The following is a 26647-nucleotide window of genomic DNA, read 5'->3' as shown; positions in this document are numbered from 1 at the left end:
ACCGGTACTAATAGGCCGAGGGCTTGTCCTCAGTTGCTCGCGTCCACTGTGTTGGTTCTGAAACCACGAACAGCCCCGCCCGGGAACGGGTGGTGCGGGTGTTCACAGTTTCATAGTGTTTCGGTGGTTATAGCGTGAGGGAAACGCCCGGTTACATTCCGAACCCGGAAGCTAAGCCTTACAGCGCCGATGGTACTGCAGGGGGGACCCTGTGGGAGAGTAGGACGCCGCCGAACAATTCTTGAGAAAACCCCGTACCGGTTCCGGTACGGGGTTTTCTGCGTTCCGGCACCCTTAGCCTGGGAGGCCAGGGGCTAAGGCTTGTCCCGCAACACCTGGACGCAGTTGAGATGATTCGGCATTGCCTGCCTCCACGACCTGCTCCTCGCGGATGCGGATCAGTTCGGGGGCTCGATGGAGTCCTTCGTGCTGGGCCTCGGAGAGCGTTTGACACCGCTGCACGCCAAGAGCTCGGTCCCGGTGGCGTCGAAGTACAGAGTGAAGAACCAGGACCGGTCTGCTGCGAGGATGGTCCCGGTGCACAGTTGCTCGCCGCGGTGCCGCGCGAGGATCTCAACGCTCTCGTCGAGGCCGATGGTCTTCGGCAGACCACGCTTCAACGACCGCCTCAGCCTCGTTGCGGCGATGCCGTGAACCATCCAGTGGGGCGCCGCCCTGTCCGAGACCTGTACCTCACCGCCGCTGGCGATGGCGTCGCGTGCTGCCTCGCACGCGCTCGTCTGGTCGGTGAGCATCGCGGCGATGTCGGGGTGACTGGGGAGCCCGTCCTCTGTGGCCATGCGCTGACTGTAGAGACTGAATTTGGGCGTTGCCACAGGATGCGGCTTGGCCTGCGCGGGGCGGGAGACAGAGGATCACGATGTCGTGCCGGGCATCATGGAACGATCTTGTGGTGGCTGGTGTGATCACGGCGTCAGAGTCGTCTTGGACAGCCCCGTTCAGCGGGCTGAGCCCGCGCTCCTTCAGCATCTCGAAGTCCGTGGCAGACCGGATTATCGACCACCTCGGTCCTGCGCTTGCCCTGCGGCCCCGCAGACGGTTCAGCAAGGACACCGTGCTCATTGTGGACGGCACCTGGTGCCCACCCGCGACCACCTCATCGCTGAGCAGTCCAAGAACTACCGGTACTCCACGAACCACCAGGTCGTCATCGACGCCGATACCCGGTTGGTCGTGGCGGTCGGCCGCCCCTCCCGGGTGACCGCAACGACTGCAAGGCGTGGGAGGAGTCCGGCGCTAAGGCCGCCGTCGGCATGACGATGACGATCGCCGACGGTGGCGACTGCCGCATCAAGGGCGATGGCGTCCACTACGCCATGCTCGGCATCGCCCGCCTGCACAACCTCAACCTCACGGGATAGGCGAGCGGTCGGGTTGATCACGACCTCGTCCACAGGAGTCAGAGATCATTTACGGGACAAGCCTTAGGGTCGGCAGCATGCGCTATGACCTGGTGATATTCGACAACGACGGCGTCCTCGTCGACAGCGAGCCCATATCGAACCGGCTCCTCGCCGCTCACCTCACCGAGCTCGGGCATCCGACGTCGTACGAGGAATCGATCCGGGACTACATGGGGTCCGCGATGCACCGGATCCATGAGCTGGTCCTGGAGCGGACCGGGCAGCGGCTGCCGGACGACTTCGACGACGTCTTCCATGCGCGGGTGTTCGCCGCGTTCGAGCGCGAACTGAAGCCCGTGGCGGGCGTCGCCGACGTGCTGGAGCGGCTGTCGGCCGACGGCGTGCCGTTCTGCGTGGCGTCCTCCGGGAGCCATGAGCGGATCCGGGTGGGCCACCGGACGACCGGGCTGGACCGGTGGTTCGAGGAAGGCCGGATCTTCAGCTCGCAGGACGTGGGGCGGGGCAAGCCGGCGCCGGACCTGTTCCTGTACGCGGCCGAGCGGATGGGGGTGGCACCGGAGCGGTGCGTGGTCGTCGAGGACAGCCCGCTGGGCGTGCGGGCGGCCGTGGCGGCGGGGATGGACGTCCTCGGGTTCGCCGCCATGACGCCGGCGGAGAAGCTCGTGGGCGCCGGGAAACTGTTCTCCGACATGCGGGAGTTGCCCGACCTCCTCGCCTGACATTTGTCATGCCGAGGTCCGGACGATCGTTTCTACTGGTGAACCCCCCGAAGCCGCGAAGCTGAGGGCATGACGACGAAGACGAGCGACACGGGCCGCACGGGCAAGGCGGGCAAGACGAGCCGGTCGAGCCGGGCGGACGCCTTCAGGCCGCTGCTGGTGGACGTGGCGGTGCCGATCGGGTCGTACTACCTCCTCAAGGAGGCGTTCGGGGCGAGCACTTTCGCGGCTCTCGCCTGGAGCAGCCTGGTGCCGGCCGTGCGGACCGGATGGAGCACGGTCAGGGAGCGCAGGACCAACCCGCTCTCCGCGCTGATCCTCCTGGTGAACGTCGTCTCGCTGGTGCTCGGCTTCGTCTCCGGCGACCCGCGGCTGATGCTCGCCAAGGACAGCGGGGTCAGCAGCGTGATCGGGATCGGCATCCTGGTGTCCGTGGCGCTCGACCGGCCGATGATGACGGCCGCCGTGAAGGCCTTCGTGGTCAAGGGGGACGCGGTGCGGGAGGCCGCCTGGCAGCGGCTGGCGTCGGGTGCGGCCGTGAGGGCGGCCGTCTTCCGGCGCAAGGAGCGGCTGTTCTCCCTGGTGTGGGGTGTGGCGCTGCTCGGTGAGTGCGTCGCGCGGGTCGTCGGGGCGTACACCGTCCCCGTGGACACCATGGTGTGGCTGGGGTCGGTGATCATGGCGGGGGTCATGGCGGTCACCTTCGTGGTCAGCGGTCGCCTGGCCGCCCGGCCGATGGAGCGCCTCCTCGCCGCCGAGTCGGAGAGCACCGGGCTGGAGAGCGCCCAGTCGGAGAGCGCGGAGCCGAAGGCAGGGCGGGTGGTGCCCGAGGTCGCCTTCGCCGCCGCCTGAGTCCGGCACGCCAGGCAAAGTTGAGGGAAATTCATCTTTGGCTCGATCTACCCACCAGTACCCCGGGGCCCTACGCTCGCCGCCATGACAGATGTGCTGCGGCGCGGCAGGGCCTCGCTGGCGTTCAGCTTCTTCGCGCAGGGCGCCGCCTTTGCTCTGCTGGTGACCCGGATTCCGGCCATCCAGGACCGGTACGGCATCTCCGACGCGCTGCTGCCGGCCTTCCTGGCCGCCGTGCCCGTGCTGGCCGGGGTCGGCAGCGTGACGACCGAGCAGTTGGTGAAGCGGGTCCGGCCGAGCGTGCTGCTGCGCTGGTCGCAGCCGGTGGTGCTGCTCGCCCTGGTCGGCGTCGGGGCGGGCGGGCGGATGGCCGAACTGGCCCTCGCGCTCGCCGCGTTCGGGCTCGCCGTGGGCGTGCTGGACGCCTCGATGAACATGCTCGGGGTGAGTCTCCAGCGGGCCTACCGGCGCAGCATCATGCTCAGCTTCCACGCCGCCTACAGCCTGGGCGGGATCGTGGGTGCCTCGCTGGCCTGGGCGGGGGCGCACTGGCACCTCGCGCTGTGGGTGTCGTACCTGCCGGTCGTGGCGGTGCTGCTGCCGGCCGCGCTGGCCGGCAGCAGCTGGTACGTCGACGGGAACGGCGCCGCTCCCGTACCGGAGGCGGGGGACGGCGGGGGCGAGCGCCAGGGGCAGGAGCAGGGTCAGGGGCTCGTCTTCAAGCTGCTGTTGCCGCTGTGCCTGGTGATGAGCTTCGCGTACATCGGGGACTCGACGGTCTCCAACTGGAGCGCGAAGTACCTGCAGGACGTGCTGGGGAGTTCCGAGCAGCTGGCGACCGTGCCGTACAACGTCTACATGGTCACGACCCTGCTGGGGCGGTCCCTCGGCGACTTCGGGGTGCGGCGGTTCGGGGCCGTGGCCGTGGTGCGGCTGGGTGCGCTGGTGGCGGCGCTCGGGTTCGCGGTGGTGGCCGGCGCACCGGGGGCCTTGGCCGGGATGCTCGGGTTCACGCTGGTGGGTCTGGGGCTGTGCGTGCTGGTGCCGCAGACCTTCGCGGCGGCCGGACGGCTGTTCCCGGGGGTTTCGGACGCGGCCGTCGCGCGGCTCAACATCTTCAACTACGTGGGCTTCCTGGTCGGCTCGCCTCTGGTGGGCGGGCTGGGCGACGCGTGGAGCTATCGCGGGGCGATGCTGGTGCCGATGGTGCTGGTGCTGCTGACGTTGGTCCACGCCCGCTCGTTCGCACCCCGCGAGGACCGATACGGTGGCCGGTATGAGCGGCCGCGCACAGCTGATGTGGGACGAGGCAGTAACGGGGTATGACTTCGGTCCGGACCACCCGATGGATCCGGTCCGGCTGGCCCTGACCTGGAGCCTCGTCGAAGCCCTCGGGCTGCACCGGGAGGTGGAGGTCGTCACGGCCAGGCCGGCCGGGGAGTCGACGCTGCGGCTCGTCCACCGGGAGGACTACATCGAGGCCGTGAAGGCGGCCTCGGCGCGTCCCGAGGGGGCCGACGGGTCGTACGGGCTCGGCACGACGGACGATCCGGCGTTCGCCGGGATGCACCAGGTGTCGGCGCTGATCGCGGGACAGTCGGTGGGGGCCGCGGAGGCCGTGTGGAACGGCGACGCGCTGCACGCCGTGAACTTCACCGGCGGGCTGCACCACGCGATGCCCGGGGGCGCCTCGGGGTTCTGCATCTACAACGACGCCTCGCTGGCCATCGCGCGGCTGCTGGAGCTGGGGGCCGAGCGGGTCGCCTACGTCGACGTGGACGTGCACCACGGGGACGGGGTGCAGGCGGCGTTCTGGGAGGATCCGCGGGTCCTGACGATCTCGCTGCACGAGCATCCGCGGACCCTGTTCCCGCAGACCGGATGGCCGGAGGAGACCGGCGCGAGCGCCGCGGAGGGTTCTGCCGTGAACCTCGCGCTGCCGGCCGGGACCGGCGACGCGGGCTGGCTGCGCGCGTTCCACGCCGTGGTGCCGGAGCTGATCGCCGACTTCCGGCCGCAGGTTCTGGTGACGCAGCACGGCACCGACACGCACTTCGAGGACCCGCTGGCGCACCTGGCCGTGTCGCTGGACGCGCAGCGGGCCGTCCAGGTGGCCTGCCACGAACTGGCGCACGCCTACTCCGACGGGCGCTGGGTCGCGCTGGGCGGGGGCGGTTACGCGGTGGTCGAGGTCGTGCCGCGGTCGTGGACGCATCTGGTGGGGATCGCGGCCGGGCGTCCGGTGGACCCGGAGCTGATGATCCCGGAGGCGTGGCGGCAGGAGGTGTACGCGCGCACCCGGCAGTCGGCACCGCTGCGGATGACGGACGGGCGCTGGCCGGTGTCATGGGGCGAGTGGGAGATGGGGTACGACCCGGCGGACCGGCTCGACCAGGCGGTGCTGGCGACGCGGCGGGCGGTGTTCCCGCTGCGCGGGCTGCTTCCCTAGCCGTACACCCCTTACGCCCCCACCCCCCGCTGCCCCCGCCGCGCTGTCACGCCGTTACGCCGACCGTGCGGTGTCGGGCCGTTCGGGTCGCCGCTCGCGCTGTGCTGCGCCACCATCGCTGACGTGCTGACTGCCGCGGCCCTCCGCGACCATCTCCTGGCAGCCCGTCTCGCCGGGACGGTGGCCACCTCGCGCGAGGCGAGCCTGCGCAGTTACCGGCTGTTCGCCGCGCGGGACCCGCGCGTGCTGATCGGGATCGATCCCGAAGGGGCGTGGCGGGAGCGGGACGTGATCGAGCTGATGGCGGACAGGTGCGGCGTCTCGGCCGATCCGCACCACGTCTCGGGCCAGGACGTGATCGACCCGGACCGGACCCTGGCCGCGCTGGACGCCTTCGCGGACCGGCTCGCGGCGGTCGCCCGGCGCGGCGCACCGGTACTGTTCGGCACCGGACACCCGCACCGTCTGCTCGGTTTCTACGCCGCTCTCGCGGACGCCGTGTCGGCGGCGGGATGTACCGTCCTCACACCGGCGCAGGGTCGCTGTGTCGACATAACGACCCGGTTCGGCCTACGCTCGTACAACCTCGACTACGTACGAGGAGTCGCGCTCGTGCGAGAACACGAGGCGTCCCGCGCCGGTCGTGCGACCGGCGCGCACACGCATTCCCCGCTGCCGGTTCGTACCGTGCTGGCGGCGGCGGCCGAGGCCGGCGGCCCCCTGCCGGAGCTGGTCGTGGGAGACCACGGATGGGTCTGCGGGGCAGGTCAGCTGGGGTTCGAGGCCATGGGGCCGGCGGACACCGACGACCCCGCGCTGTTCGTCGGGGAGGCAGAGGGGTCCGTGTCCGTCGTCGTTCCACTTGATGACGGCGTGCGGTCCGGTCACTACCGGCCGCTTACCCGCTACGTACTCAATCGAGCGTGTCTGTCACAGTAGGCCGCCGATGGGTGCACCTCTTCCCCACTCGCATCACCCGCCCCTACATTGGGGAGTGAGCACGCAGCGACGAAGAGTCACCGGAAGGGGAAGCCGGTGGCCGTCGAGTGCGGAAGGTTCAGGTGTGTCATGGCTGCAGCTGGCGAGAGGCCTCTGAACGAGGTTCAGTTCCTTACCGTGGCGGAAGTCGCCTCGGTGATGCGAGTGTCGAAGATGACCGTGTACCGGCTGGTGCACAGCGGTCATCTGCCCGCGATCCGGGTAGGACGTTCGTTCCGCGTCCCGGAGCAAGCGGTTCACGAATACCTTCGCGAGAGCTACGTGGGGGTGGAAACCCCCTGACGGCACTGGTCCGAGGGGATCCTCAGGGCACTTCCGGGTCCCCCCGACACCTCGATTACGACCTCAGCGCTCGGGCGGGTAGGCTAGCCCCTCGTAGGTCGTGTGGGCCCATGGCGCCCAAACACCGAGTGATGAGAAGTGAGCGAGGGTAGTCGTGGGCTCTGTTATCAAGAAGCGGCGCAAGCGGATGGCCAAGAAGAAGCACCGCAAGCTGCTCAAGCGCACGCGCGTCCAGCGTCGCAACAAGAAGTGAGCGACGCAGCAGGAGCGTGATCGTGGCCCCCCACCGCACATCGGTGGGGGGCCACGCGCGTTCCCGCGTGGTTCACATGGCTCGGTCCGTACGTCCGGCTGTGGACGCGGTGACGTCACGCACCGCGCGGTCGTCACCGGGCGACAACAACCCGCTAAGTTGGCCGCACGGGGGAACCCGCGAGGGGACGAGGGCTGGAAGGAAGGCGCTGATCGTGGGCAAGGTCGTGCTCGTGACCGGAGTGGCCCGCACGCTGGGGGGCCGGTTCGTACGACGGATCCAGCGCGACCCCCGCGTGGACAGGGTCGTCGGCGTGGACGTGGTGCCCCCCGAGCACCACCTGGGCGGCGCGGAGTTCATCCAGACCGACATCCGGCAGCCCACCGTGGCGCGGGTGCTCGCCGAGACGGGCGCCGACACCGTCGTGCACCTGGACGTGACCGGCACGCCGCTGGGCAGCGGCAGCCGCGCGTCCCTGAAGGAGACCAACGTCATCGGCACGATGCAGCTGCTCGGCGCGTGCCAGAAGTCGCCCGCGGTGAAGCGGCTGGTGGTGAAGTCCAGCACGAACGTCTACGGGTCCGCGCCCCGCGACCCGGCCGTCTTCACCGAGACCACCCCGCCGAAGTCGCTGCCCAGCGGCGGCTTCGCCAAGGACATCGTCGAGGTCGAGGGCTATGTGCGCGGGTTCGCGCGCCGCCGCCCCGATGTGGCGGTGTGCGTGCTGCGGTTCGCCAACATCCTTGGGCCGACGGCGGACACGCCGCTGGCGTCGTACTTCTCGCTGCCCGTCCTGCCGACCGTGTTCGGCTACGATCCGCGGCTGCAGTTCGTCCACGAGGACGACGTGATCGAGGTGCTGCGGATCGGCTCGCACGAACCGGAGCGATCCACGCTCAACAGCGGCACCTTCAACATCGCCGGTGACGGCGTCCTGCTGCTCTCCCAGTGCTCCAGGAGGCTCGGGCGGCCCACCGTGCCCCTGCTGCTCCCCGCGGTCACCTGGACGGGCTCCCTGGTGCGTACGCTGGGCATGACGGACTTCTCGCCGGAGCAGATCCGCCTGCTGACGCACGGTCGGGTCGTGGCGACGGACCAGATGCGTGAGACGCTGGGTTTCAGGCCGAAGTACACGACGGCACAGACGTTCGCGGACTTCGCCACGAGCCGCGGCCCCGGCCTCCTGCCGCCGGCAGCCGTCGCGAAGGCCGTCGACCGGGTCGCCGCGCTGGCCGCGCCGGGCAGCGGCCCCCTCCCGACGCAGAGCGCCAACTGAGGAGCGCATCAACGATGGCGGACGCCAAGGTCATTCCGTTCGACGACGACCGGTCTCGCGGGAGCGCCGTTCAGCGGCCGTCGCGGCGCCGCGGCGCGGGGAGCCGGCGCAAGGCCACGGAGCAGCAGCCCGCGCCGGTGCGCGAGGTGCAGTCCCTGCCCGCCGGGGCGGCCGGGCAGGAGGACGCCCCGGTGAGCGGCGTGGAGCAGCCGCCGGAGCAGCCCGGTGACGAGAGCGGTCTGGAGCGCCGCATCGCGAGCGGTCTGTCCTTCCTGCGCCGCCGCCTGACGGGCGACTACGAGGTCGACGACTTCGGCTACGACGAGGAGCTGACCGACCAGGTCCTGATGTCGCTGCTGCGCCCGGTGTACGAGAAGTACTTCCGGGTCGAGGTGAAGGGCGTCGGGAACATCCCGGCCGAGGGCGGCGCGCTGATCGTCGCCAACCACTCCGGCACGCTGCCGTTGGACGGCCTGATGATGCAGGTCGCCGTGCACGACAACCATCCCGCCGGCCGCCATCTGCGCCTGCTCGCCGCCGACCTGGTCTTCGTGCTGCCGGTGGTGAACGAGCTGGCGCGCAAGCTGGGCCACACCCTGGCCTGCTCGGAGGACGCGGCACGGCTGCTGGACCAGGGCGAGCTGGTCGGGGTGATGCCGGAGGGCTTCAAGGGGCTCGGCAAGCCCTTCGGCGACCGTTACAAGCTCCAGCGCTTCGGCCGGGGCGGCTTCGTGTCCACGGCGCTGCGGGCGGGCGTCCCGATCGTCCCGTGCTCGGTCGTGGGCGCGGAGGAGATCTACCCGATGATCGGCAACGCGAGGACCCTCGCGCGGCTGCTGGGCTTCCCGTACTTCCCGCTCACCCCGACCTTCCCGTGGCTGGGCCCGCTGGGCGCGATCCCGCTGCCGACGAAGTGGACCATCCAGTTCGGCGAGCCGATCCCCACGGACGGCTATCCGCCGGAGGCGGCCGAGGACCCGATGCTGATGTTCAACCTGACCGACCAGGTCCGGGAGCAGATCCAGCACACCCTGTACAAGCTGCTGGTGCAGCGCCGGTCGGTGTTCTTCTAGGGCCCGTCGCGGACGGGGCCCGTCGCGGACGGGGCCCGTCGCGGACTGGGCCTGTTTCGCGCGGGGCCCGTTGCGCACGCGACCCGTTCCGCAGCAGGGCCTGTTTCGCACAGGGCCTGGCGGACGCACGGCGGGCGTACGGCGGCGGGGGCGCCCCTACCAGAGGGGCGCCCCCGCCGCCGTTTCCGTCGTACGCCTTCGTCAGTTCGCGTCCTCGCCGTCGATGCCCAGGCCCGGCAGCAGGCCAGGGAGCAGTGGCGGGATCGTCACGTCGGGGCCGCTGGCGGGCGACGTGCCGGTGGACGGTGAGGCGCTGCCGCTCTCCTGCGGGGGATCGAGCAGGCCGCCGGTGTTGCCGCCGAGCAGGCCGTCGTCGGTGCCGGACGTGGACGACCCGCCGGGGCTGCTGGTGCGGCTGCCGTCGGGGGAGCGGCTGCCGGTGCTCGGCTGCGCGGACCGGCCGGAACCGGTCGAGTCCGTGGCCGACGGATCCGCGCCCCGCCGACCGCCCGCGCGGCCGTCCCCGGCCGAGGGGTCGGGGAGCAGGGATTCCAGCGGGGCGACCTCTTCGTCTATGGCGTCGAACACCGACGACACCTGCTCGCTGACGTCGCCGAGCTGCACGGGCAGCTTGTCCCGCAGGGCGCCCCAGGCATCGCGGTGCGAGCGGGAGAACGCGGAGAGGGCCTGGATGGGGCCCAGGGAGTCGGGGTCGCGCTGGTAGGCCTCGTGCAGCAGCCGGTGTCCTTCCGACGCGTCGTGCTGCATGCCGGACAGGGCGCGGCGGATCTCGCCGACGGACTCGTGGTCGAGGGGGCCGGCGCGGCCGCGGTCCATCAGGCGGCGCGCCTCGTTCAGCCGGGTGGAGGCCAGGTCGAGGTAGGCCTTGCCCTGCTCGTCGGCGCCCTCGGTCAGGTAGTTGACCTTGAAGTCCTCGATGCCGCGCTTGAGGCCGTAGAGCGAGTCACCGGGCAGGGCGTCCGAGCTGGCAGCGGCGACTCCGCCGAAGGCGCCCGCGGCCACCCCGACACTCAGCCCGCCCGCGGCGAGCCCCTTGGTGAGCCGTGAACGCGGCCGCAGTCTCCCCAGCGGACTCGCCCGGTGAGCGCCCCGGGTCCGGTGGGCACGCTGCCCGGGCAGCGTAGGGTCCGTCGCCTCCTCGCCGGCGCCCTCCCGCAGCATGGCCTCGAACGCGGCCACCAGCTGGGCGCGCTGGACGACCTTGACCTCGGGGTCGAGCTCCGGTTTGGGCAGCGCGCCGAGGCCCGCGGCGATGGCGAGCAGCTCGCCCTGCCCGGTCCGCTCGGCGCCGGGCGGGGCCGGGGGCGATCCTTCGGACTGCTCGGCCGCCGTGTCCCGGTCGGACTGCTCCTCCAGGGCCTGGGCGAAGGCGCTCGCCCGCCGGTGCGCCGATACGTTCGCGATCACTGGCGGCACCTCCTCTCGTCATGACGGTCGACTCCCCAGGGGGTCCTGAGGGTTGCCCGCACTGCCCGCATCCACACGATCGCACGATCGGAGGCGGTCAGGGAGTCACCACAGGGAGCCTGCATCCCGCACAACGAGTGGCGCGCCACTTGGGTTACGGACCGCGGATGATCGCATCGGGGAGTCAACGGGCTTTTACTGGGCGTGAGTTGGATGTCGCTGAGGGTGGCGGCTCAGCGGGCGTCGTCCGGCAGCAGCCGGGCGAGGGTACGCACGGCGCGGTACTGCAGGGTCTTGATGGCCCCCTCGTTCTTGCCCATCACGCGGGCGGTCTCGGCGACGGAGAGTCCCTGCAGGAAGCGGAGCGTCACGCACTCCTGCTGCTGGGGGTTGAGCCGGCGCACCGCGTCGAGGAGCGCGGCGTTGGAGAGGGACTCCAGGACGGAGTCCTCCGGGGAGCGCTCGACCTCGTTGGCGTCGAGCATCTCGCCGGTGGTGACCTCGAGGCGGAAGCGGCTGGACTTGAAGTGGTCGGCGACGAGGTTGCGGGCGATGGTGACGAGCCAGGCGCCGAAGTCGCGGCCCTGCCAGGTGAAGGTGCCGATGCGGCGCAAGGCGCGCAGAAAGGTCTCGCTGGTGAGGTCCTCGGCGGTCGCCCGGCCGCCCACCCGGTAGTAGATGTAGCGGTAGACGGTGTCGTTGTACTGGTCGTAGAGCCGGCCGAACGCTTCGGCATCGCCGGCCTGGGCGCGTTCGACGAGGTCCATCATCCGGGCGCTGTCGCTGTCCGCGGCCGGGCGGCGGGCGGTGGCGCCGGTCGTACGTCCTCGTCCGCCGACGGCGGCGCTGCCGTCGGCGAGCGCGTAGCACGGGCCGACGGGGGCGCCGGCCACGGCGAGGGCGGGGACGGCGTACGCGGTGGGGACGAAGCCGCGCAACAGGTCTTGGACCGTTGCGCGCAGCGTAGCCAGGCCCGAGGCGTCAACCCCGACGTGTGGGTACACGGGACTCCCAGAGGCAGAGCTTCCATCACGTGCAGTGCGGAACCGTTCACCCGTCGTAGCGACGGAGGGGAACCGGATTGCGTCTGAGGAGAATAACGCTTCGTGCAGGCGCTGCTACACCCAGTTGCTCAAATCATCGATTACGTCGCTTCGGTAATCGTTTGACGCTCTATCGGGTGCCGCAGTGTGACCGTTCGCTGATCGAATCCGCCCATGTTCGTCGCGGTACGGGGCGTGTTGTGGCCGTGTGCAGCCAACGCGGCCGGGTGCGGCGGGTGCTGCCGGGCTCGTTCCGGGCCTGGTCGTGGGCCTGTTCCTGGGCCTGTTCCTGGGCCTGGCGCGGGCCGGCCGTGCGCCTCTCCCGGGCGCCCTGTCCTGAGCGCGTCGGCGTGGCCGCCTGTCGTGCGCCCGGAGCGGACCGGGGGTGGGGCGGTCGTGGACCCTGCTCGTGGGCCGGTCGTTGGCCGGTCGTGGGCCGCTCCCGGGCCGGTGGCCCGGTCGGTCGCGTGGGCCGGTCAGCTGAACCGGCGGCGTCGATGCAGGGCGAGTGCCGCCGCCGTGCCGCCGGCCACCGCGCCCACGCCCGCCGCCGCCGGGATGCCGACCTTCGCCGCCTTGCGGCCGGTGCGGTAGTCGCGCAGCCGCCAGTCCAGTTCGCGGGCGTGCTTGCGCAACTTGCTGTCCGGGTTGATGGCGTAGGGGTGGCCGACCAGGGAGAGCATCGGGATGTCGTTGTGGGAGTCGCTGTAGGCGGCGCAGCGGGAGAGGTCCAGGCCCTCCGCGGCGGCCAGTGCGCGCACCGCCTCCGCCTTGGCGGGGCCGTGCAGCGGCTCGCCGACGAGTTTGCCGGTGTACACGCCGTCGACCGACTCGGCGACCGTGCCGAGGGCGCCGGTCAGGCCGAGGCGGCGGGCGATGACCTGGGCGATCTCGACCGGGGCCGCGGTGACCAGCCACACCTTCTGGCCGGCGTCCAGGTGGGCCTGCGCGAGGGCGCGGGTGCCCGGCCAGATGCGCTCGGCCATGTACTCGTCGTAGATCTCCTCGCCGATCGACTTCAGCTCGGCGACGCGGTGGCCCTTGACGATGGACAGCGCCGAGTCGCGGGCCTCCTGCATGTGCTCGGGGTCCTCGACCCCGGCCAGCCGGAACCAGGCCTGCTGCCAGGCGAACCTCGCCAGGTCCCGCGTCTCGAAGAACTTCCGCTTGTACAGGCCGCGGCCGAAGTGGAACAGCGCGGCGCCCTGCATGACGGTGTTGTCGAGGTCGAAGAAGGCGGCGGCCTTGTCGTCGCCGAGCACCGGGAACGCGGGTTCCTCCGGCGCCGGCACCTCCTGCGAGTGCTTGCGCGCTGCCTCCGCCGAGGCCTCGCCTGCCAACACGCTCCGCGCCGTGGCGGAGCGCCTACGGTGAGTGAGCCATCCGAGAGCGGCCATGACCGTGAGCATAGCCATTTCGGGCGCCGCTTCCCCGGCCATGAGGTTCGAACGCTGTGAACTCTCCGCGGCCGTGTCGTCAAGACAGGGGCGACAATGGCCGGCATGACTCCCATCTTCCGGCGCAAGGCCGCTCCCGCGGAGCGGCTGGTCACCCTCATCGGCAAGCCCGGCTGCCACCTGTGCGACGACGCGCGGCTCGTCGTCGAGAAGGTCTGCGGCGATCTCGGCGTCCCCTTCGAGGAGAAGGACATCACCCAGGACCGCGAGCTGTACGACGAGTACTGGGAGCAGGTGCCCGTGGTGCTCGTCGACGGCAGGCAGCACACCTTCTGGCGGGTGGACGAAAATCGCCTCCGCAAAGAACTGACCGACTAGTACAGGTGTCCGGCGGGTGTCGCTTAGGATCGATGGTGGTCTGGTCTCGGGGGCGGGATTTCGCGAGGAGTGAGTCGGTTTTGCCCTCAGGAACAGTGTGCGTGACCCCGGTCACGTTGGCCGGGCAAATCGGACACAATCTTTGTGCACGCGTTCACAAAGACATAGCCTGCATTCGACGGGGCGGTCTGGGGACGTGTGACCGCCTACAGCCCCGCTCTACCCGCAGGAGCACCGTGGCAACTGGCCGAACACACCGACCGGCGACCCGTAGCCGAGGCATTCCCGAGGCCACCGTCGCCCGCCTTCCGCTGTACCTCCGGGCGCTCACCGCACTGTCGGAGCGCTCGGTGCCCACGGTCTCCTCCGAGGAGCTCGCGGCCGCGGCGGGCGTCAACTCCGCCAAGCTGCGCAAGGACTTCTCCTACCTCGGCTCCTACGGGACCCGGGGCGTGGGGTACGACGTGGAGTATCTCGTCTACCAGATCTCCCGTGAACTCGGTCTGACCCAGGACTGGCCGGTTGTCATCGTCGGCATCGGCAACCTCGGCGCCGCGCTCGCCAACTACGGCGGGTTCGCCTCCCGCGGTTTCCGGGTCGCCGCCCTCATCGACGCCGATCCGGCGATGGCCGGGAAGCCGGTCGCCGGGATCCCGGTGCAGCACACCGACCAGCTGGAGACGATCATCCAGGACAACGGCGTCAGCATCGGCGTGATCGCGACCCCCGCGGGCGCCGCCCAGCAGGTCTGCGACCGGCTGGTGGCGGCCGGGGTGACGTCCATCCTGAACTTCGCGCCGACGGTGCTGAACGTCCCCGACGGCGTCGACGTGCGCAAGGTCGACCTCTCCATCGAGCTGCAGATCCTCGCCTTCCACGAGCAGCGCAAGGCCGGCGAGGAAGCCGCGTCCGGCGACGGCGGCGTCACGGTCGCCGCCCGCACCGAGTCCGCCGACCAAGGGCCCGACGGGGACGTCCCCGCCGTGATGCCGGCATGAGTCTCCTCGTCGTCGGCCTGAGCCACCGCAGTGCCCCGGTCAGCGTCCTGGAGCGCGCCGCGCTGGCCTCGGACGCCCAGGTCAAGCTCCTGCACGACACCGTCGCCGCCGAGCCGGCCACCGAGGCCGCCGTGCTGGCCACCTGCAACCGCATCGAGCTGTACGCCGACGTGGACAAGTTCCACGCCGGTGTCGCCGAGCTGTCCACGCTGCTGGCCCGGCACAGCGGCGTCGGGCTGGAGGAGCTCACGCCCTACCTGTACGTCCACTACGAGGACCGGGCCGTCCACCACCTGTTCTCGGTGGCCTGCGGGCTGGACTCGATGGTCGTCGGTGAGGGGCAGATCCTCGGGCAGATCAAGGACTCCCTGGCCAGGGCACAGGACCTGCACACCGCCGGGAAGCTGCTGAACGACCTGTTCCAGCAGGCCCTCAGGGTCGGCAAGCGCGCCCACTCCGAGACCGGCATCGACCGCGCCGGCCAGTCGCTGGTCACCTTCGGCCTGGAGCAGCTGGCCGCGGGCGGCGAGGTGCAGCTCTGGGCGCGCGGCAAGAGGGCCCTCGTCATAGGCGCCGGTTCGATGTCGTCGCTGGCCGCGGCGACGCTCGCACGGGCCGGGGTCGCCGAGGTCGTGGTCGCCAACCGCACCCTCGACCGCGCCGAGCGCCTCGCCCAGATCCTCACCGAGGGCGCCGACACGGGCGTGGCGGCCCGCGCGGTGCCGATGGACTCCGTGCCGGACGAGCTGACACGTGCCGACGTCGCCGTCTCCTGCACCGGCGCCACCGGGCTGGTGCTGACGGCGGCGGCGGTCGCCGCGGCGACCGGGGCGCGGGCGCCCGGGAGCGGCCCGGCGGGTCCCGTTGACGACCTGGCCGGCATACGCGACGACGCCCCGCGCGATCTGCCGCCCGCCCCCCTCGACACCGAGGACGGCCGGCCGCTCGAACTGTCGGCCGTGCAGACCGGCTTCTCCGTGATGGGCGAGGCCGCCGTGGCCGGCATGGACGCGGCGACCCTGGAGCAGCACGGCGCCTGGGTCGCGGGCGGCGGCGCCGACAGGCGGGAAGCCGTGCGCCGCAGCCTGGAGGCCGACGCCGAGCTGATCACCGCGCTCGCCGCGACCGCCGCCGCCGTCGGCCGGATCCCCGAGCGTCGCAGACCCGAGCCGGTCGCCGAGCCGCAGCGGCCGGAGCCGGTGCTCTTCCTGCTGGACCTGGCGATGCCCCGGGACATCGACGCGGCCGTGCACCGGCTGACCGGGGTGCGCCTGGTGGACATCGAGTCGCTCGCCGAGGCCTCGGCCGACGCGCCGATGGCCGCCGACGTCGACCAGGTCCGCCGTATCGTCGCCGACGAGGTCGCCGCCTTCGGCGCGGCGCAGCGGGCCGCGCACATCACGCCGACCGTGGTCGCCCTGCGCACCATGGCCGCCGACGTCGTCGCGGGCGAGATCGCCCGGCTCGAGGGGCGGCTGCCCGGCCTGGACGCCAAGCACCGCGCCGAGATCACCCAGACGGTCAAGCGTGTCGTCGACAAGCTGCTGCACGCGCCGACCGTACGGGTCAAGCAGCTCGCGGCCGAGCCCGGCGGCGCCGGGTACGCGGACGCGCTGCGCACCCTCTTCGACCTCGACCAGGAGACGGTGGCCGCCGTCTCCCGCGCCGACGACTCCGACACCTCCGAAAAGAACAGCAAGAACCGAGGGCCGGCATGAAAGACAAGGCACTGAGGCTCGGGACCCGGCGAAGCAAGCTCGCCATGGCCCAGTCCGGGCAGGTGGCGGACGCCGTGAGCCAGGTGACCGGAAGGCCCGTGGAACTCGTCGAGATCACCACCTACGGCGACACCTCCCGCGAGCACCTCGCGCAGATCGGCGGCACGGGTGTGTTCGTGACCGCCCTGCGGGAGGCGCTGGTGCGCGGCGAGGTGGACTTCGCGGTTCATTCGCTCAAGGACCTGCCGACCGCGCAGCCCGCGGACCTGGTCCTGGCCGCGATACCCGTCCGCGAGGACCCGAGGGACGTCATCGTCGCCCGGGACGCGCTGAAGTTCACCGACCTGCCCCGCGGGGCGCGGATCGGCACCGGCTCCCCGCGCCGGATGGCCCAGCTGAACGCGTACGCGCGCAGCCACGGGCTGGACATCGAGACGCGTCCGATCCGGGGCAACGTCGACACGCGGATCGGATACGTGCGCGACGGCGAGCTGGATGCCGTCGTGCTGGCCGCAGCCGGGCTGAGCCGGCTCGGCCGCCTCGACGAGGTGACCGACTTCCTGTCGGTCGACACGATTCTGCCGGCCCCCGGCCAGGGGGCCCTGGCGGTCGAATGCGCCGCGGACCGCGCGGAGCTGATCGCCGCGCTCGGCGAGCTCGACGACCCGTTCACGCGGGCCGCCGTGACGGCCGAGCGTGCACTGCTCGCCGCCCTGGAGGCCGGCTGCAGCGCCCCTGTGGGCGCGCTGGCCGACCTTCCCCCACTCTCGGCTCCGCTCGAGCGGGGGGACCCCCAGGCCGCCGAGCAGATAGATAAGGAAATGCGCCTGCGCGGCGTCGTCGGCACGACCGACGGCGCGAGCATGGTGCAGCTGTCCACCACCGGTCCCGTGCCCCAGACGCACGACCGGGCAACGGAACTCGGCCGCGCACTCGCCGCCGAGATGCTTGCCCAGGGCGCGGCCGGTCTGATGGGGGAGCGAGCACAGTGAGCCCCACCACCCTTCCCACCGGCCTCGTACACGGGCACGTCACCTTCCTGGGTGCCGGACCCGGAGATCCGGGACTGTTGACTCTGCGCGCCGTCGAGGCGCTGGCGAACGCGGACGTTCTGGTCGCCGAGCACGACGTGCTCGACGTGGTGCGCAAGCACGCCAGGCAAGGCGTCGCCGAAGTGCACACCGACCCGGACCCCTCGTCGGATCCGGTGCCGGGCACGGGCGCACCTCAGCTGGCGGTCGTTGACGGCACGTCAACAACCGCTGGTGTCCCCGTGGTAAGGGATGCCGCACATCTTGTCATGGAGGCCGCGCGGGGCGGCAGGCGGGTCGTGCGTGCGGTGTCCGGGGACCCGGGACTCGACACGTACGCCGCCGCCGAAATGCTCGCCTGCGCCGCCGCCGGTGTTCCCTTCGAGGTCGTGCCGGGTGTCGCCACGGCCGTCGGCGTGCCCGCGTACGCCGGTGTCCCGCTGCGGGACGCGCAGGGCGCCGACGTGCGGTTCGTGGACGCCCGCACGGCGTCGGACCGGTGCTGGACGGAGGTGGGCGCCTCGGACGGGACGGTGGTCGTCTCCACCACCCTCGACTCCGTGGCCGCCGCCGCGGGCGAACTGGTGTCCGCGGGCCGCAAGCCCGACACCCCCCTGACGGTCACGGTCGCCGGCACGACCACGCGCCAGCGCACCTGGACCGCCACCCTCGGCACGATCGCGCAGACGCTGAAGCAGGCCAAGGTGCTGCCCTCGCCGGAGGGCGGCCGGCCGGTGATAGCCGTGGTCGGTGAGCGTTCCTCCGCCGCCCAGCGCGACCAGCTGTCGTGGTTCGAGTCCAAGCCGCTGTTCGGCTGTCGGGTGCTCGTGCCGCGGACCAAGGAGCAGGCGGCGTCGCTCTCCGACCAGCTGCGCTCCTACGGGGCCGTGCCGCACGAGGTCCCGACCATCGCCGTCGAGCCGCCGCGCACGCCCCAGCAGATGGAACGTGCCGTCAAGGGCCTGGTGACGGGCCGCTACGAATGGATCGCGTTCACGTCGGTCAACGCGGTCAAGGCGGTGCGGGAGAAGTTCGAGGAGTACGGCCTCGACGCGCGTGCCTTCGCGGGCATCAAGGTCGCGGCGGTGGGCGAGCAGACCGCGAGGGCGCTGATCGCCTTCGGCGTGAAGCCGGACCTGGTGCCGAGCGGCGAGCAGTCGGCCGCGGGCCTGCTGGAGGACTGGCCGCCGTACGACCCCGTGTTCGACCCGATCGACCGGGTGTTCCTGCCGCGCGCCGACATCGCGACCGAGACCCTCGTCGCCGGGCTGATCGAGCTGGGCTGGGAGGTCGACGACGTCACCGCCTACCGGACGGTGCGGGCGTCGCCGCCGCCGGCCGAGACGCGGGAGGCGATCAAGGGGGGTGGCTTCGACGCCGTTCTCTTCACGTCGTCCTCGACGGTGCGGAACCTGGTGGGCATCGCCGGGAAGCCGCACAACGTCACGGTGATCGCGTGCATCGGTCCGGCGACGGCGAAGACCGCCGAGGAGCACGGCCTGCGGGTCGACGTCATGGCGCCGGAGCCGTCCGTGCACAAGCTGGCGGAGGCCCTGGCCGACTTCGGCAGGCGCCGCCGCGCGGCGGCCCTGGAGGCCGGCGACCCGGTCACCCGGCCGAGCGAGCGGCGACCGGGGGCGCGGAGGCGGCGGTCTACGACCTGAGCCGGTCGCCGGTCGCCGGTCCGGCGAGGGAACCGTGATGTGGTGAGGCGGAGCGTTTCTGCAGAAACGCTCCGCCTCCTGTCGTTGACTGCTGCTCGTCGAGGAGTTGGCGGACCGCTGGGGCGTGCGGTGCGGGCCGGTGCCGTCGAAGACCGTCTGGGCGGAGGTGGATCTCGGGCCCGGGGCGATGGGGTGAGGCTCGCTGAAGCGGTCCGAGGTCCGGTCGGTCACGGCAGTATCGCGCGGGTGAGCACAGCCGGGTGGGTATGGCGAGGGTCACGGGCCCGGCGTGGCCCTCACCGGTGGCGCCAGGCCGAACCGGTGACCGTGCCTTCGGCGGGTCACTTCGGCAGATCGTCCAGTGTCAGCCCCAACGCGGCTGCCAGTTCGATCGTCCTGCGCGGTGTCGGGCACTGCCTGGCCAGACCGGCTTGGTCGAGGCGGCCGTTACGGGCCTGGAAGAGAACCTTCGCGGCAGGATGCCGGCGCAGCTCGTCCGGGGTCAGCTCGCCGGCGACTCGATGCGCCGTGGCGACCAGGTCGGGGAACGCCGACTGCAGACCTGCGGCCCACTCTCTGAGTGCCTCCAGCCACCGGTGTGCCGCCGGGCCGGAAGCCGAGGAGAACCGCTCTGCCGCCTGAGCCAGCTCCAGCCAGGTGGTCTCGTGCCAGGGCCTGGTCTTCAGGACGGGCAACTGCCACTGCCGCTTGACGGTCGACCAGTGGTCCGCCCGCGCCCGCACCGAGTGGACCGTGAAGCCCGGCAGACACAGCGCGGTCAGGTTCCAGCCGTGGCAGGCACCGGTGTCGAGACCGAAGATCCTGCCATCGCGGATCATCGGTTCCCGGCCGGTCACGTGATGGCCGAACACCACCGGCTTGGCATCGGTGTAGTGCTCGTGCCAGTAGCTGTCCGGGAAGAGTGCCGTGAGCTCTCGTTCGCCCCTCGTCGAGCCGCAGAGGATCTCCTCCCGCTGCTCGGGCAGCGGGATTCCGGACAGCATCGCGGCATGGACGACACGGACGTGCTCGTTCTCGAAGTAGGACGGCAGAGTCCGCATCCAGTCGACCGTTTCGGCGTAGCCGTCGCCGAGCTGCAGACGGGTGATCTCCTACGCGTACGAGAAGATCCCGCGCACGTGCTTTCGCTCATGGTTGCCCATGACCACGACCGAGTTCGGGCGCTCACGGAAGAACCTGACCACCGCACCGGGCGCTGGACCGCGGTCGACCAGATCACCGACGCTGACCAGCAGGTCGTCCGGCTGGATGCCGACTTCGTCAAGCAGTTCGAGCAGCTCGTCGAAGCAGCCGTGGATGTCGCCGATGATGATGGTCCGCCGCATGCGGGCGAGCCTAGGGAGGCAACGGTGCGGCGTACGAAGGATTTTTGTGCGACGAAGGCTCACTCGGTGAAGGCCGCCACGCCTCACGCTGGCAGCGTCCTCGGGTTTCCCGGCCTTCGGGACCTTCCGAGCAGTTCCCGCCTGATCACCTCCCGGGACACGGGGGCCCGGTCGGCCGTGTGCCGGTGGCGCGGGCGGTAAAAGACCAAATAACCCGGGGAAAATACCAACCAACCAAACCAAACCTCGTGTAGGTCACCCGGGCGGGTGAAACCGGGCGGTGTGGCTGGCGTGTTGGCTGGTGGGGCGGGCAGGCTCGGGCCCAGCGGATCACAACTCCAGAGCCCCATACATACGTCGGCCCCCGCCGGGACTGCCATCCCAGTGCGAGGGCCTGACCAACGAGGAAGCAGGACCTTCCCCATGGCTGAGAAGAAGACTAGCGCCGCCCTGCGTCCGATTCCGGGTGTTCGGCGCGGCGCCACACCCTCCGGTGTCACGCACGTACGCACGTACCAGTCCGGCCAGTACGTGGTCGTGGGCAACCACCTCGCCCAGCACCGCGAGTTGTCGCTGACCGCGATCGGGTTGGCCACGCACATCATGTCGCTGCCGGAGGGCGCGCCCGTGGACATCCGCAGCCTCGCCGAGCGCTTCCCCGAGGGGCGCGACCGGATCGCCTTCGCCCTGCGGGAGCTGGAGGCACACGGCTATCTGGAGCGGGTGCGGGAGCGTACGGAGGCGGGGCGGCTGGTCACCCGCACGTACGCCCACCACACGCCGGGGCGGGCCGCCGCGACGGGCCGGGCTCGGGGCCGGAGCGCCGCCGCCGACGACTCGGGGGAGAGCCCGCACGCGTCGCAGGAGGACGACCGAGGCGGCGCGGCCTCGCCGAGCGCCTGCGAACCACCGGCCCCGGACGCGCGGGCCGAACCCGTCTTCGCCGAGCCGCCCCGGTCGTCCGCGGCCCCGCTCCCGCCGGTGGAGGACACCGGCGACGACGAGCGGCACGGGAAGGTCGTCGCCCTCCTCGCTGGGCTGCGCCGCGTCGACGAACGCCTCACCCTCTCCCAGCGGGACGTGAACCGGCTCGCGCCCGCCGTGATCGCCTGGCTCGACCGCGGTGTCCCGGCGGCCGTCGTCCGGCGCGCTCTGACCCTCGATCTCCCCGCGGACCTGCGCAGCCCGGCCGCGGTCCTCGCCTACCGCCTCCGCGAGTCGTTGCCCGCCCCGCTCCCGGCGCGCTGTGCGCCACCGGCCCCCACGGCGGACGACCGCACGAGCCGCCGCCCGCACCCCTTCCAGACCTGCGACGGCTGCGAACGCGCCTTCCGCGCCCCCCAGCCCGGACGCTGCCGTGAGTGCCGCGACCGCCGGCCTGAGCATGTGGTTGTGCTCTCCGCGGGCCGTGCGGCGTGATCCGCGTCAGGGACCGAGAACTGGAGCGGGCAGCCGTCGTCGCGCTGCTGCGGCGAGGGGCGCGTGAGGTGACCAGGGTCCAGCAGGCGGCGGGAATGACCGCCGTCGTCGGACCGTCCGCCCGCTGTGCCGACTTCCGCGTACGGTCCCTCTTACCGAGAGACTGGGAGCACCGTCGTGTCCGATGCCGCGCAGGAACCTGTCGAGGAGCCCAGGCTCTGGGAGGTGAAGATCGGGCTGATCGCCACGGCGGCGCAGCACGAGGAGTTGATGGACCGGATCGTGGAAGTCCTGTGCCCCGACCCGGACCACGAGGGACCCTGCCCCATTCCGTGGGGCATGCACAGCGTCACCGGGGACTCCTTGTCCCCTCGACGGCGGAAGGCACTGCTGAGGGAGATCGTGGAGACCAATGGGGACCCGGCGTAGGAGGGCCGTGACGAGGGCCGACACACCGTCGGCAAAGGTGCTGTCGGGGCGGGCGTAGCGTAGGGCGTATGACGAAGTACGGTTCCTTTCCCGGTACGCGTCCCCGTCGGCTGCGCACCACCCCGGCCATGCGGCGCATGGTCGCCGAGACGCGGCTGCACCCGGCGGACTTCATCCTCCCGGCGTTCGTGCGGGAGGGCGTCAGCGAGCCCGTGCCGATCGGCTCGATGCCCGGCGTCGTACAGCACACGCGGGACAGCCTGAAGAAGGCCGCCGCGGAGGCGGTGGCGGCCGGGATCTCCGGGATCATGCTGTTCGGCGTGCCGGAGGAGGAGAAGAAGGACGCCGTCGGCACGCCGGGGACCGACCCGGAGGGCATTCTCCAGGTCGCCCTCCGGGACGTGCGGGCCGAGGTCGGCGACGATCTGCTCGTCATGTCCGACCTGTGCCTTGACGAGACCACCGACCACGGGCACTGCGGTGTGCTGGACGCGGAAGGGCGCGTCGACAACGACGCGACCCTGGAGCGGTACGCCGAGATGGCCCAGGTCCAGGCCGACGCCGGCGCCCACGTCGTGGGGCCCAGCGGGATGATGGACGGCCAGATCGGCGTCATCCGCGACGCCCTGGACCAGATCGGGCGGGAGGACGTCGCGATCCTCGCCTACACCGCGAAGTACGCCTCCGCCTTCTACGGCCCCTTCCGCGAGGCCGTCGCCTCCTCCCTCCAGGGTGACCGGAGGACCTACCAGCAGGACCCGGCCAACCTGCGCGAGTCGATGCGGGAACTGGCGCTCGACCTGGAGGAGGGCGCCGACATGGTGATGGTCAAGCCGGCCGGCCCCTACCTCGACGTCCTGGCGCGCGTCGCCGACGCCGTGGACGTGCCGGTCGTCGCGTACCAGATCTCCGGCGAGTACTCGATGATCGAGGCCGCCGCCGAGAAGGGCTGGATCGACCGCGACCGGGCCATCCTGGAGACGCTGACCGGCATCCGGCGGGCGGGCGCGCAGAACATCCTCACCTACTGGGCCACCGAGGCGGCCCAGATGCTGCGCGCTCAGTAGGTCAGTAGTCAGTAAGTCAGTAAGTCAGTAGGTCAGGGCGTCGTCCATGCTCTGCTGCCAGTACGTCACCGACAGGGTGCTGTCGTAGTAGACGCCCTTGGCCGGCAGCGCGGGTGTCGCGGCGGCGCCCCCGCTGCTGTTCGGGGTGGTGCCCTGGAAGCCGACCGTGAGCTTGTGGCCGGTGGTGCCGCCGTCGCCGCTGCCGTCGGCGGCCGACAGCAGCACGCCCGCGTAGCCGGACTCGCCGGGCGCCAGGGTCGTCACCGCCTGCGGGTGACTGGCCTCGACCGGCTGCGGCACCCACTGCATCTCGTCGAAGCGCAGCACCGGGTAGTACGTCAGGTCGCAGGTCCGCGAGCCGGTGTTCTTCACCGTGATCAGCAGGTGGTTCAGCGGACGCGGCACCGCCTGCGCCGTGACGGTGGTGTTGGAGCCGTTGCACAGCACGCGGCCCTGTGAGGCGTCGGAGCGAGAGCCGGAGCCGGAGCCGGAGCCGGAGCCGGACGACTTGTCCGCTCCGGTGCCGGCCGTGCCGGTCGAGCCCGTCGAGCTGGAGGAACCGGCCGAGCCCGTCGAGCCGGCGTTGTCCGTGTCGCCGGTACCGCCCGGCGCCTTTCCGTCGGCCGACGGCGACGCCGTCGTCGGCCGGGACGCGCCCTCGTCCCGCGTTCCCGTTCCGTCCTCGCACGCCGTGAGGGCGAGGGCCGCGAGCGCCACGCCCGCCGCGGCGAGCAGTCGCCCACGGGGGCCGGAGGTGCGGGAGAGGCGGGCGGAGCGTGCGGTGCGGTACGTGCGCATGGCGGGATCTCTTTCCTGGGCGGCCGGTCGGATCCGGCGGCGTGCTGGGATGAACCGAAGCCTGTGCGATGATCCGTCCCGGCTGCCACAGCCGACGGACCATCAGGGACGCTGGAACGGAAATGGCGTCCTGACCTGGGGAAACGTCCCTACCCTGGAACGGGGGGATGGGACGCGGGGAGGGAAGAGACGTGTCGGACGGCGGTACGGCGCCCGGGGGCGCGGCCGAATTCGCCGCGCTGCTGAGGGAGCTGAAGGAGCGTTCCGGGCTGAGCTACGGGGCGCTCGCCAAGCGGCTCCACATGAGCACGTCGACCCTGCACCGGTACTGCAACGGGGACGCCGTACCGACCGACTACGCGCCCGTCGAGCGGCTGGCCCGGCTGTGCAAGGCGACGCCGGAGAGTCTCGTCGAACTGCACCGGCGCTGGGTCCTGGCCGACGCCACCCGGGGGCGGAAGGCGCCCACGGCCGCCACGACGCCGACGCAGACCGTGCCCGCGGTAACGGCCGGGGTGGCGGGAGCCGACAAGGACACGGACACGGACACGGAGGCGGAGGCGGAGAGAGGTACGCGCGCCGTGCCCGTCTCCTCCGTGTCGCCCACCGAGGAGCAGTCGCCGCGCGGACGCCGCCCGCGGACCCGTACGGCCGTCGTCGCCGGGATCGCGGTCGCCGCCGTGCTGGGCGCCGTGGCGTTCGCCGTCGGACTGCCGTCCGGCGGGGACGGTGACGGCGCCCGGGCAGCCGGGGCCGCGTCCGCCGACGGGGGCCGCAGGGCGGCGGGCGGCGACGGGAAGGGCGCGTCGGCGTCCCCGTCCGGCGCCTCGCCCTCCGCCTCGGAGTCCGGAGCGGAGCCCCGACACCGGCGGATGCCGGTGCGGACGCCGGGTGCGCCCTCCGTTTCGGCACCTGCCGGAGCGGGCCCCGCCGGCTCCACCTCCGCCGCCCCGCCGCTGACGGCGAAGGCGGAGCCGTACACCTGGGAAAGCCCGTGCTCCCAGCGGTACTTGATCAATCAACCCGCGGCGAAGGTACCGCCGCCGCCCATCGGCGACGACGCCACCGCGTGGGTCGCCGCGGTGGGGGCCGTCTCCTCCGGCGAGCAGTACGTGACGCTCACCGTGCAGGGCACCGGCCGGCAGACGGTGGTGCTGGAGCGGATGACGGTCCGCACGGCCGGCAAGCGGTCGCCGCTCGCCTGGAACGACTACGCGATGGGCTATCCCGGCGTCGGCTGCGGCGGCAACGTGCCGACCCGGTCCTTCACGGTCGCCCTGGACGCCGCGCGGCCCGCCGTGGTCCCGGAGGCGGGGCACCGGGACTTCCCGTTCAAGGTGAGCGAGTCCGACCCGGAGGTCTTCTACGTCAAGGCCGACGCCTCGGCGTACGACGTGCGCTGGTACCTGGAGCTGGACTGGTCCAGCGGTTCGCGGCACGGGACGCTGGTCCTGGACGACCACGGCCGCCCGTTCCGCACCAGCGGCAACAACGGCCGCCCGGCGTACGAGTTCCCGCTCGGCGGCTCGCAGTGGGTCGCGGAGGGGACGACGGACGTCTCCTAGGCACCCCCGAGCACTCCCGTGCACGTCATAGGCGGTATCGGGCACCGACAAGTCGTCTTCGGAGTTAAGTTGTTGACGGTCTGTCGTTTTCTGTCGAACCGCTGCCTCGATCTGTCAGGGAGACTCCCGTGCCCGGTGACGCGCTCAGCCAGGACCCCGCCGAGCTGAGAAGGAGGATCGACACCAGCAAGGCGCACCCCGCCCGCGTGTACGACGTCTTCCTCGGCGGCAAGGACAACTACCCCGTCGACCGGGCCGCGGCCGCCGCCGCGCTCGCCGCCAACCCGCGCGGCTACCTCGACGTGCGGCACAACCGCGACTTCATGCGCCGCGCCGTCACCACGCTGGCCAGGGAGGACGGCATCCGCCAGTTCCTGGACATCGGCACCGGCCTGCCCACCGCGGAGAACGTCCACCAGATCACCCAGCGGATCATCCCCGACTCCCGCGTGGTCTACGTCGACAACGACCCGGTGGTGCTGGCGCACGCGCGCGCCCTGCTCACCTCCGGGCCCGAGGGGCGCACCGACTACATCGACGCCGACTTCAAGAACCCCGCGCAGATCCTCGAACAGGCCGCCGAGGTCCTGGACTTCGACGAGCCGGTCGCGCTCTGCCTGGTCGCCATCCTGCACTTCGTCGAGGACGAGGAGGCGTACCCGATCGTCCGCGACCTCGTCGACGCGCTGCCGTCCGGCAGCCGCCTGGTCCTCAGCCACCTCACCGAGGACCTCAACCCCGAGAACATCCGAGCCGTCCAACGCACCTACACCGAGCGGGGCTTCACCTTCGTCCTGCGCACCGGGGCGGAGGTCGAGCGCTTCCTCACCGACAACTCCCTGGTGACCGCCGACCCCGGCGTGGTCCCGGTCCACCGCTGGCGCCCCGACGGCGCCGCCCCGGTCCCCGAACAGCCGGATGCCGCCCTCCTGGAGACCCTCGACGCCATCGAGAGGGTCCGGTACGCCGACATCAACGACGTCACGGACGCCGACATCAACGTCTACGGCGCCGTCGGCAACAAGCTGTGACCACCCGGGCGGACAGCGGCGTACGGCCGTCCGCATCCCGGAAAGCC

General features: G+C 71.6%; 26 protein-coding genes, 1 rRNA gene and 2 pseudogenes. 22 read left to right on the top strand and 7 right to left on the bottom strand.

Translation table 11 applies throughout. The features are described 5' to 3' along the window. Positions 1-119: 119 nt before the first annotated feature. Positions 120-236: ribosomal RNA gene (gene rrf / locus VKA29_RS16890) — 5S ribosomal RNA — on the top strand. Positions 237-398: 162 nt separating this feature from the next. Here rrf and VKA29_RS16885 read toward each other — a convergent pair. Continuing rightward, positions 399-800: a hypothetical protein gene (locus VKA29_RS16885; protein WP_324786511.1), complete on the bottom strand. Its 402-nt coding sequence runs from the start codon at positions 798-800 to the stop codon at positions 399-401. A 113-nt stretch (positions 801-913) separates the two neighbouring features. Between VKA29_RS16885 and VKA29_RS16880 the strand changes: the two are divergent. From VKA29_RS16880 to VKA29_RS16835, 10 genes and pseudogenes are all read left to right on the top strand, one after another. Then, positions 914-1382 (top strand): annotated as a pseudogene (locus tag VKA29_RS16880) (transposase). 77 nt (positions 1383-1459) lie between these two features. Next, positions 1460-2104 carry an HAD family hydrolase gene (locus VKA29_RS16875; protein ID WP_324786509.1) on the top strand — a complete coding sequence of 215 codons (645 nt, stop codon included), beginning with the start codon at positions 1460-1462 and terminating at the stop codon, positions 2102-2104. Positions 2105-2173: 69 nt separating this feature from the next. Further along, on the top strand, positions 2174-2956 hold the full coding sequence (locus VKA29_RS16870) for a VC0807 family protein (protein WP_324786506.1): 783 nt from the start codon (positions 2174-2176) through the stop codon (positions 2954-2956). 84 nt (positions 2957-3040) lie between these two features. Then, complete coding sequence (locus tag VKA29_RS16865; protein ID WP_324786504.1) at positions 3041-4282, top strand: MFS transporter; 1242 nt, start codon at positions 3041-3043, stop codon at positions 4280-4282. Then, entirely contained in the window at positions 4233-5405 is a 1173-nt protein-coding gene (locus VKA29_RS16860) for an acetoin utilization protein AcuC (RefSeq protein ID WP_324786502.1), read from the top strand. The genes VKA29_RS16865 and VKA29_RS16860 overlap by 50 nt, the downstream gene beginning before the upstream one ends. A gap of 123 nt (positions 5406-5528) precedes the next feature. Continuing rightward, on the top strand, positions 5529-6344 hold the full coding sequence (locus VKA29_RS16855; RefSeq protein ID WP_324786500.1) for a phosphatase: 816 nt from the start codon (positions 5529-5531) through the stop codon (positions 6342-6344). 129 nt (positions 6345-6473) lie between these two features. Further along, positions 6474-6686 (top strand): helix-turn-helix domain-containing protein, encoded by a 213-nt coding sequence (locus tag VKA29_RS16850; protein ID WP_189365561.1) that lies wholly within the window; start codon positions 6474-6476, stop codon positions 6684-6686. A 154-nt stretch (positions 6687-6840) separates the two neighbouring features. After that, entirely contained in the window at positions 6841-6939 is a 99-nt protein-coding gene (locus tag VKA29_RS16845) for a 30S ribosomal protein bS22 (RefSeq protein ID WP_003948845.1), read from the top strand. Between the two features lie 214 nt (positions 6940-7153). Further along, positions 7154-8215, top strand: a complete 1062-nt coding sequence (locus tag VKA29_RS16840) for an NAD-dependent epimerase/dehydratase family protein (protein WP_324786496.1) — start codon at positions 7154-7156, stop codon at positions 8213-8215. Positions 8216-8229: 14 nt separating this feature from the next. Beyond that, positions 8230-9288, top strand: a complete 1059-nt coding sequence (locus VKA29_RS16835) for a lysophospholipid acyltransferase family protein (RefSeq protein WP_324786494.1) — start codon at positions 8230-8232, stop codon at positions 9286-9288. A 201-nt stretch (positions 9289-9489) separates the two neighbouring features. Here VKA29_RS16835 and VKA29_RS16830 read toward each other — a convergent pair whose 3' ends face one another. From VKA29_RS16830 to VKA29_RS16820, 3 genes are all read right to left on the bottom strand, one after another. Next, the gene (locus VKA29_RS16830; RefSeq protein ID WP_324786492.1) at positions 9490-10716 is read right to left on the bottom strand and encodes a DUF5667 domain-containing protein; all 1227 of its coding nucleotides are present in this window, start codon (positions 10714-10716) and stop codon (positions 9490-9492) included. 233 nt (positions 10717-10949) lie between these two features. Further along, positions 10950-11720: an ECF subfamily RNA polymerase sigma factor, BldN family gene (locus VKA29_RS16825; RefSeq protein ID WP_324786491.1), complete on the bottom strand. Its 771-nt coding sequence runs from the start codon at positions 11718-11720 to the stop codon at positions 10950-10952. Between the two features lie 515 nt (positions 11721-12235). After that, entirely contained in the window at positions 12236-13156 is a 921-nt protein-coding gene (locus VKA29_RS16820; RefSeq protein ID WP_324786490.1) for an HAD family hydrolase, read from the bottom strand. Between the two features lie 96 nt (positions 13157-13252). Here VKA29_RS16820 and VKA29_RS16815 point away from each other — a divergent pair, with 96 nt between their 5' ends. The 6 genes and pseudogenes from VKA29_RS16815 to VKA29_RS16790 form a co-directional block, all read left to right on the top strand. Then, entirely contained in the window at positions 13253-13534 is a 282-nt protein-coding gene (locus tag VKA29_RS16815; RefSeq protein WP_324786488.1) for a glutaredoxin family protein, read from the top strand. A 236-nt stretch (positions 13535-13770) separates the two neighbouring features. Beyond that, the gene (locus VKA29_RS16810) at positions 13771-14532 is read left to right on the top strand and encodes a redox-sensing transcriptional repressor Rex (RefSeq protein ID WP_324786487.1); all 762 of its coding nucleotides are present in this window, start codon (positions 13771-13773) and stop codon (positions 14530-14532) included. Next, positions 14529-16250, top strand: coding sequence for a glutamyl-tRNA reductase (locus VKA29_RS16805; RefSeq protein ID WP_324786486.1), 1722 nt, complete (start codon positions 14529-14531; stop codon positions 16248-16250). Before VKA29_RS16810 ends, VKA29_RS16805 begins: the two co-directional genes overlap by 4 nt. Continuing rightward, positions 16247-17242, top strand: coding sequence for a hydroxymethylbilane synthase (hemC, locus tag VKA29_RS16800; protein ID WP_324786483.1), 996 nt, complete (start codon positions 16247-16249; stop codon positions 17240-17242). Before VKA29_RS16805 ends, hemC begins: the two co-directional genes overlap by 4 nt. Then, entirely contained in the window at positions 17239-18945 is a 1707-nt protein-coding gene (locus VKA29_RS16795; RefSeq protein ID WP_324786481.1) for a uroporphyrinogen-III synthase, read from the top strand. The genes hemC and VKA29_RS16795 overlap by 4 nt, the downstream gene beginning before the upstream one ends. Before the next feature lie 88 nt (positions 18946-19033). Continuing rightward, positions 19034-19141: pseudogene (locus tag VKA29_RS16790) on the top strand (ATP-binding protein); the annotation flags it as partial. A gap of 145 nt (positions 19142-19286) precedes the next feature. On the opposite strand, the gene VKA29_RS16785 reads toward VKA29_RS16790, so the two are convergent. Beyond that, positions 19287-20006: a hypothetical protein gene (locus VKA29_RS16785; RefSeq protein WP_324786479.1), complete on the bottom strand. Its 720-nt coding sequence runs from the start codon at positions 20004-20006 to the stop codon at positions 19287-19289. Positions 20007-20057: 51 nt separating this feature from the next. Next, a complete protein-coding gene (locus VKA29_RS16780; RefSeq protein WP_324786477.1) occupies positions 20058-20291 on the bottom strand; it encodes a metallophosphoesterase in 234 nt (77 codons plus the stop codon). 423 nt (positions 20292-20714) lie between these two features. On the opposite strand from VKA29_RS16780, the gene VKA29_RS16775 reads away from it, so the two are divergent. The 3 genes from VKA29_RS16775 (at position 20715) to hemB (ending at position 23206) form a co-directional block, all read left to right on the top strand. After that, positions 20715-21710, top strand: a complete 996-nt coding sequence (locus VKA29_RS16775) for a helix-turn-helix domain-containing protein (RefSeq protein ID WP_324786475.1) — start codon at positions 20715-20717, stop codon at positions 21708-21710. A gap of 177 nt (positions 21711-21887) precedes the next feature. Further along, on the top strand, positions 21888-22139 hold the full coding sequence (locus tag VKA29_RS16770; RefSeq protein WP_324786473.1) for a hypothetical protein: 252 nt from the start codon (positions 21888-21890) through the stop codon (positions 22137-22139). Between the two features lie 68 nt (positions 22140-22207). Continuing rightward, positions 22208-23206: a porphobilinogen synthase gene (hemB, locus tag VKA29_RS16765; protein WP_324786470.1), complete on the top strand. Its 999-nt coding sequence runs from the start codon at positions 22208-22210 to the stop codon at positions 23204-23206. 24 nt (positions 23207-23230) lie between these two features. Here hemB and VKA29_RS16760 read toward each other — a convergent pair whose 3' ends face one another. Next, positions 23231-24004, bottom strand: a complete 774-nt coding sequence (locus tag VKA29_RS16760) for a DUF4232 domain-containing protein (RefSeq protein ID WP_324786468.1) — start codon at positions 24002-24004, stop codon at positions 23231-23233. Positions 24005-24171: 167 nt separating this feature from the next. On the opposite strand from VKA29_RS16760, the gene VKA29_RS16755 reads away from it, so the two are divergent. Further along, the gene (locus VKA29_RS16755) at positions 24172-25569 is read left to right on the top strand and encodes a helix-turn-helix domain-containing protein (protein ID WP_420718506.1); all 1398 of its coding nucleotides are present in this window, start codon (positions 24172-24174) and stop codon (positions 25567-25569) included. Positions 25570-25697: 128 nt separating this feature from the next. Further along, entirely contained in the window at positions 25698-26600 is a 903-nt protein-coding gene (locus VKA29_RS16750; RefSeq protein ID WP_324786463.1) for an SAM-dependent methyltransferase, read from the top strand. The last annotated feature ends 47 nt before the right edge of the window (positions 26601-26647 follow it).

Origin of the sequence: Streptomyces sp. H51 (genome assembly GCF_035656535.1) — a bacterium.
In the GTDB taxonomy this organism is placed as follows: domain Bacteria; phylum Actinomycetota; class Actinomycetes; order Streptomycetales; family Streptomycetaceae; genus Streptomyces.
The sequence above is the reverse complement of the archived record's forward strand: the minus strand, read 5'-3'. Positions and strand labels throughout refer to the sequence as shown.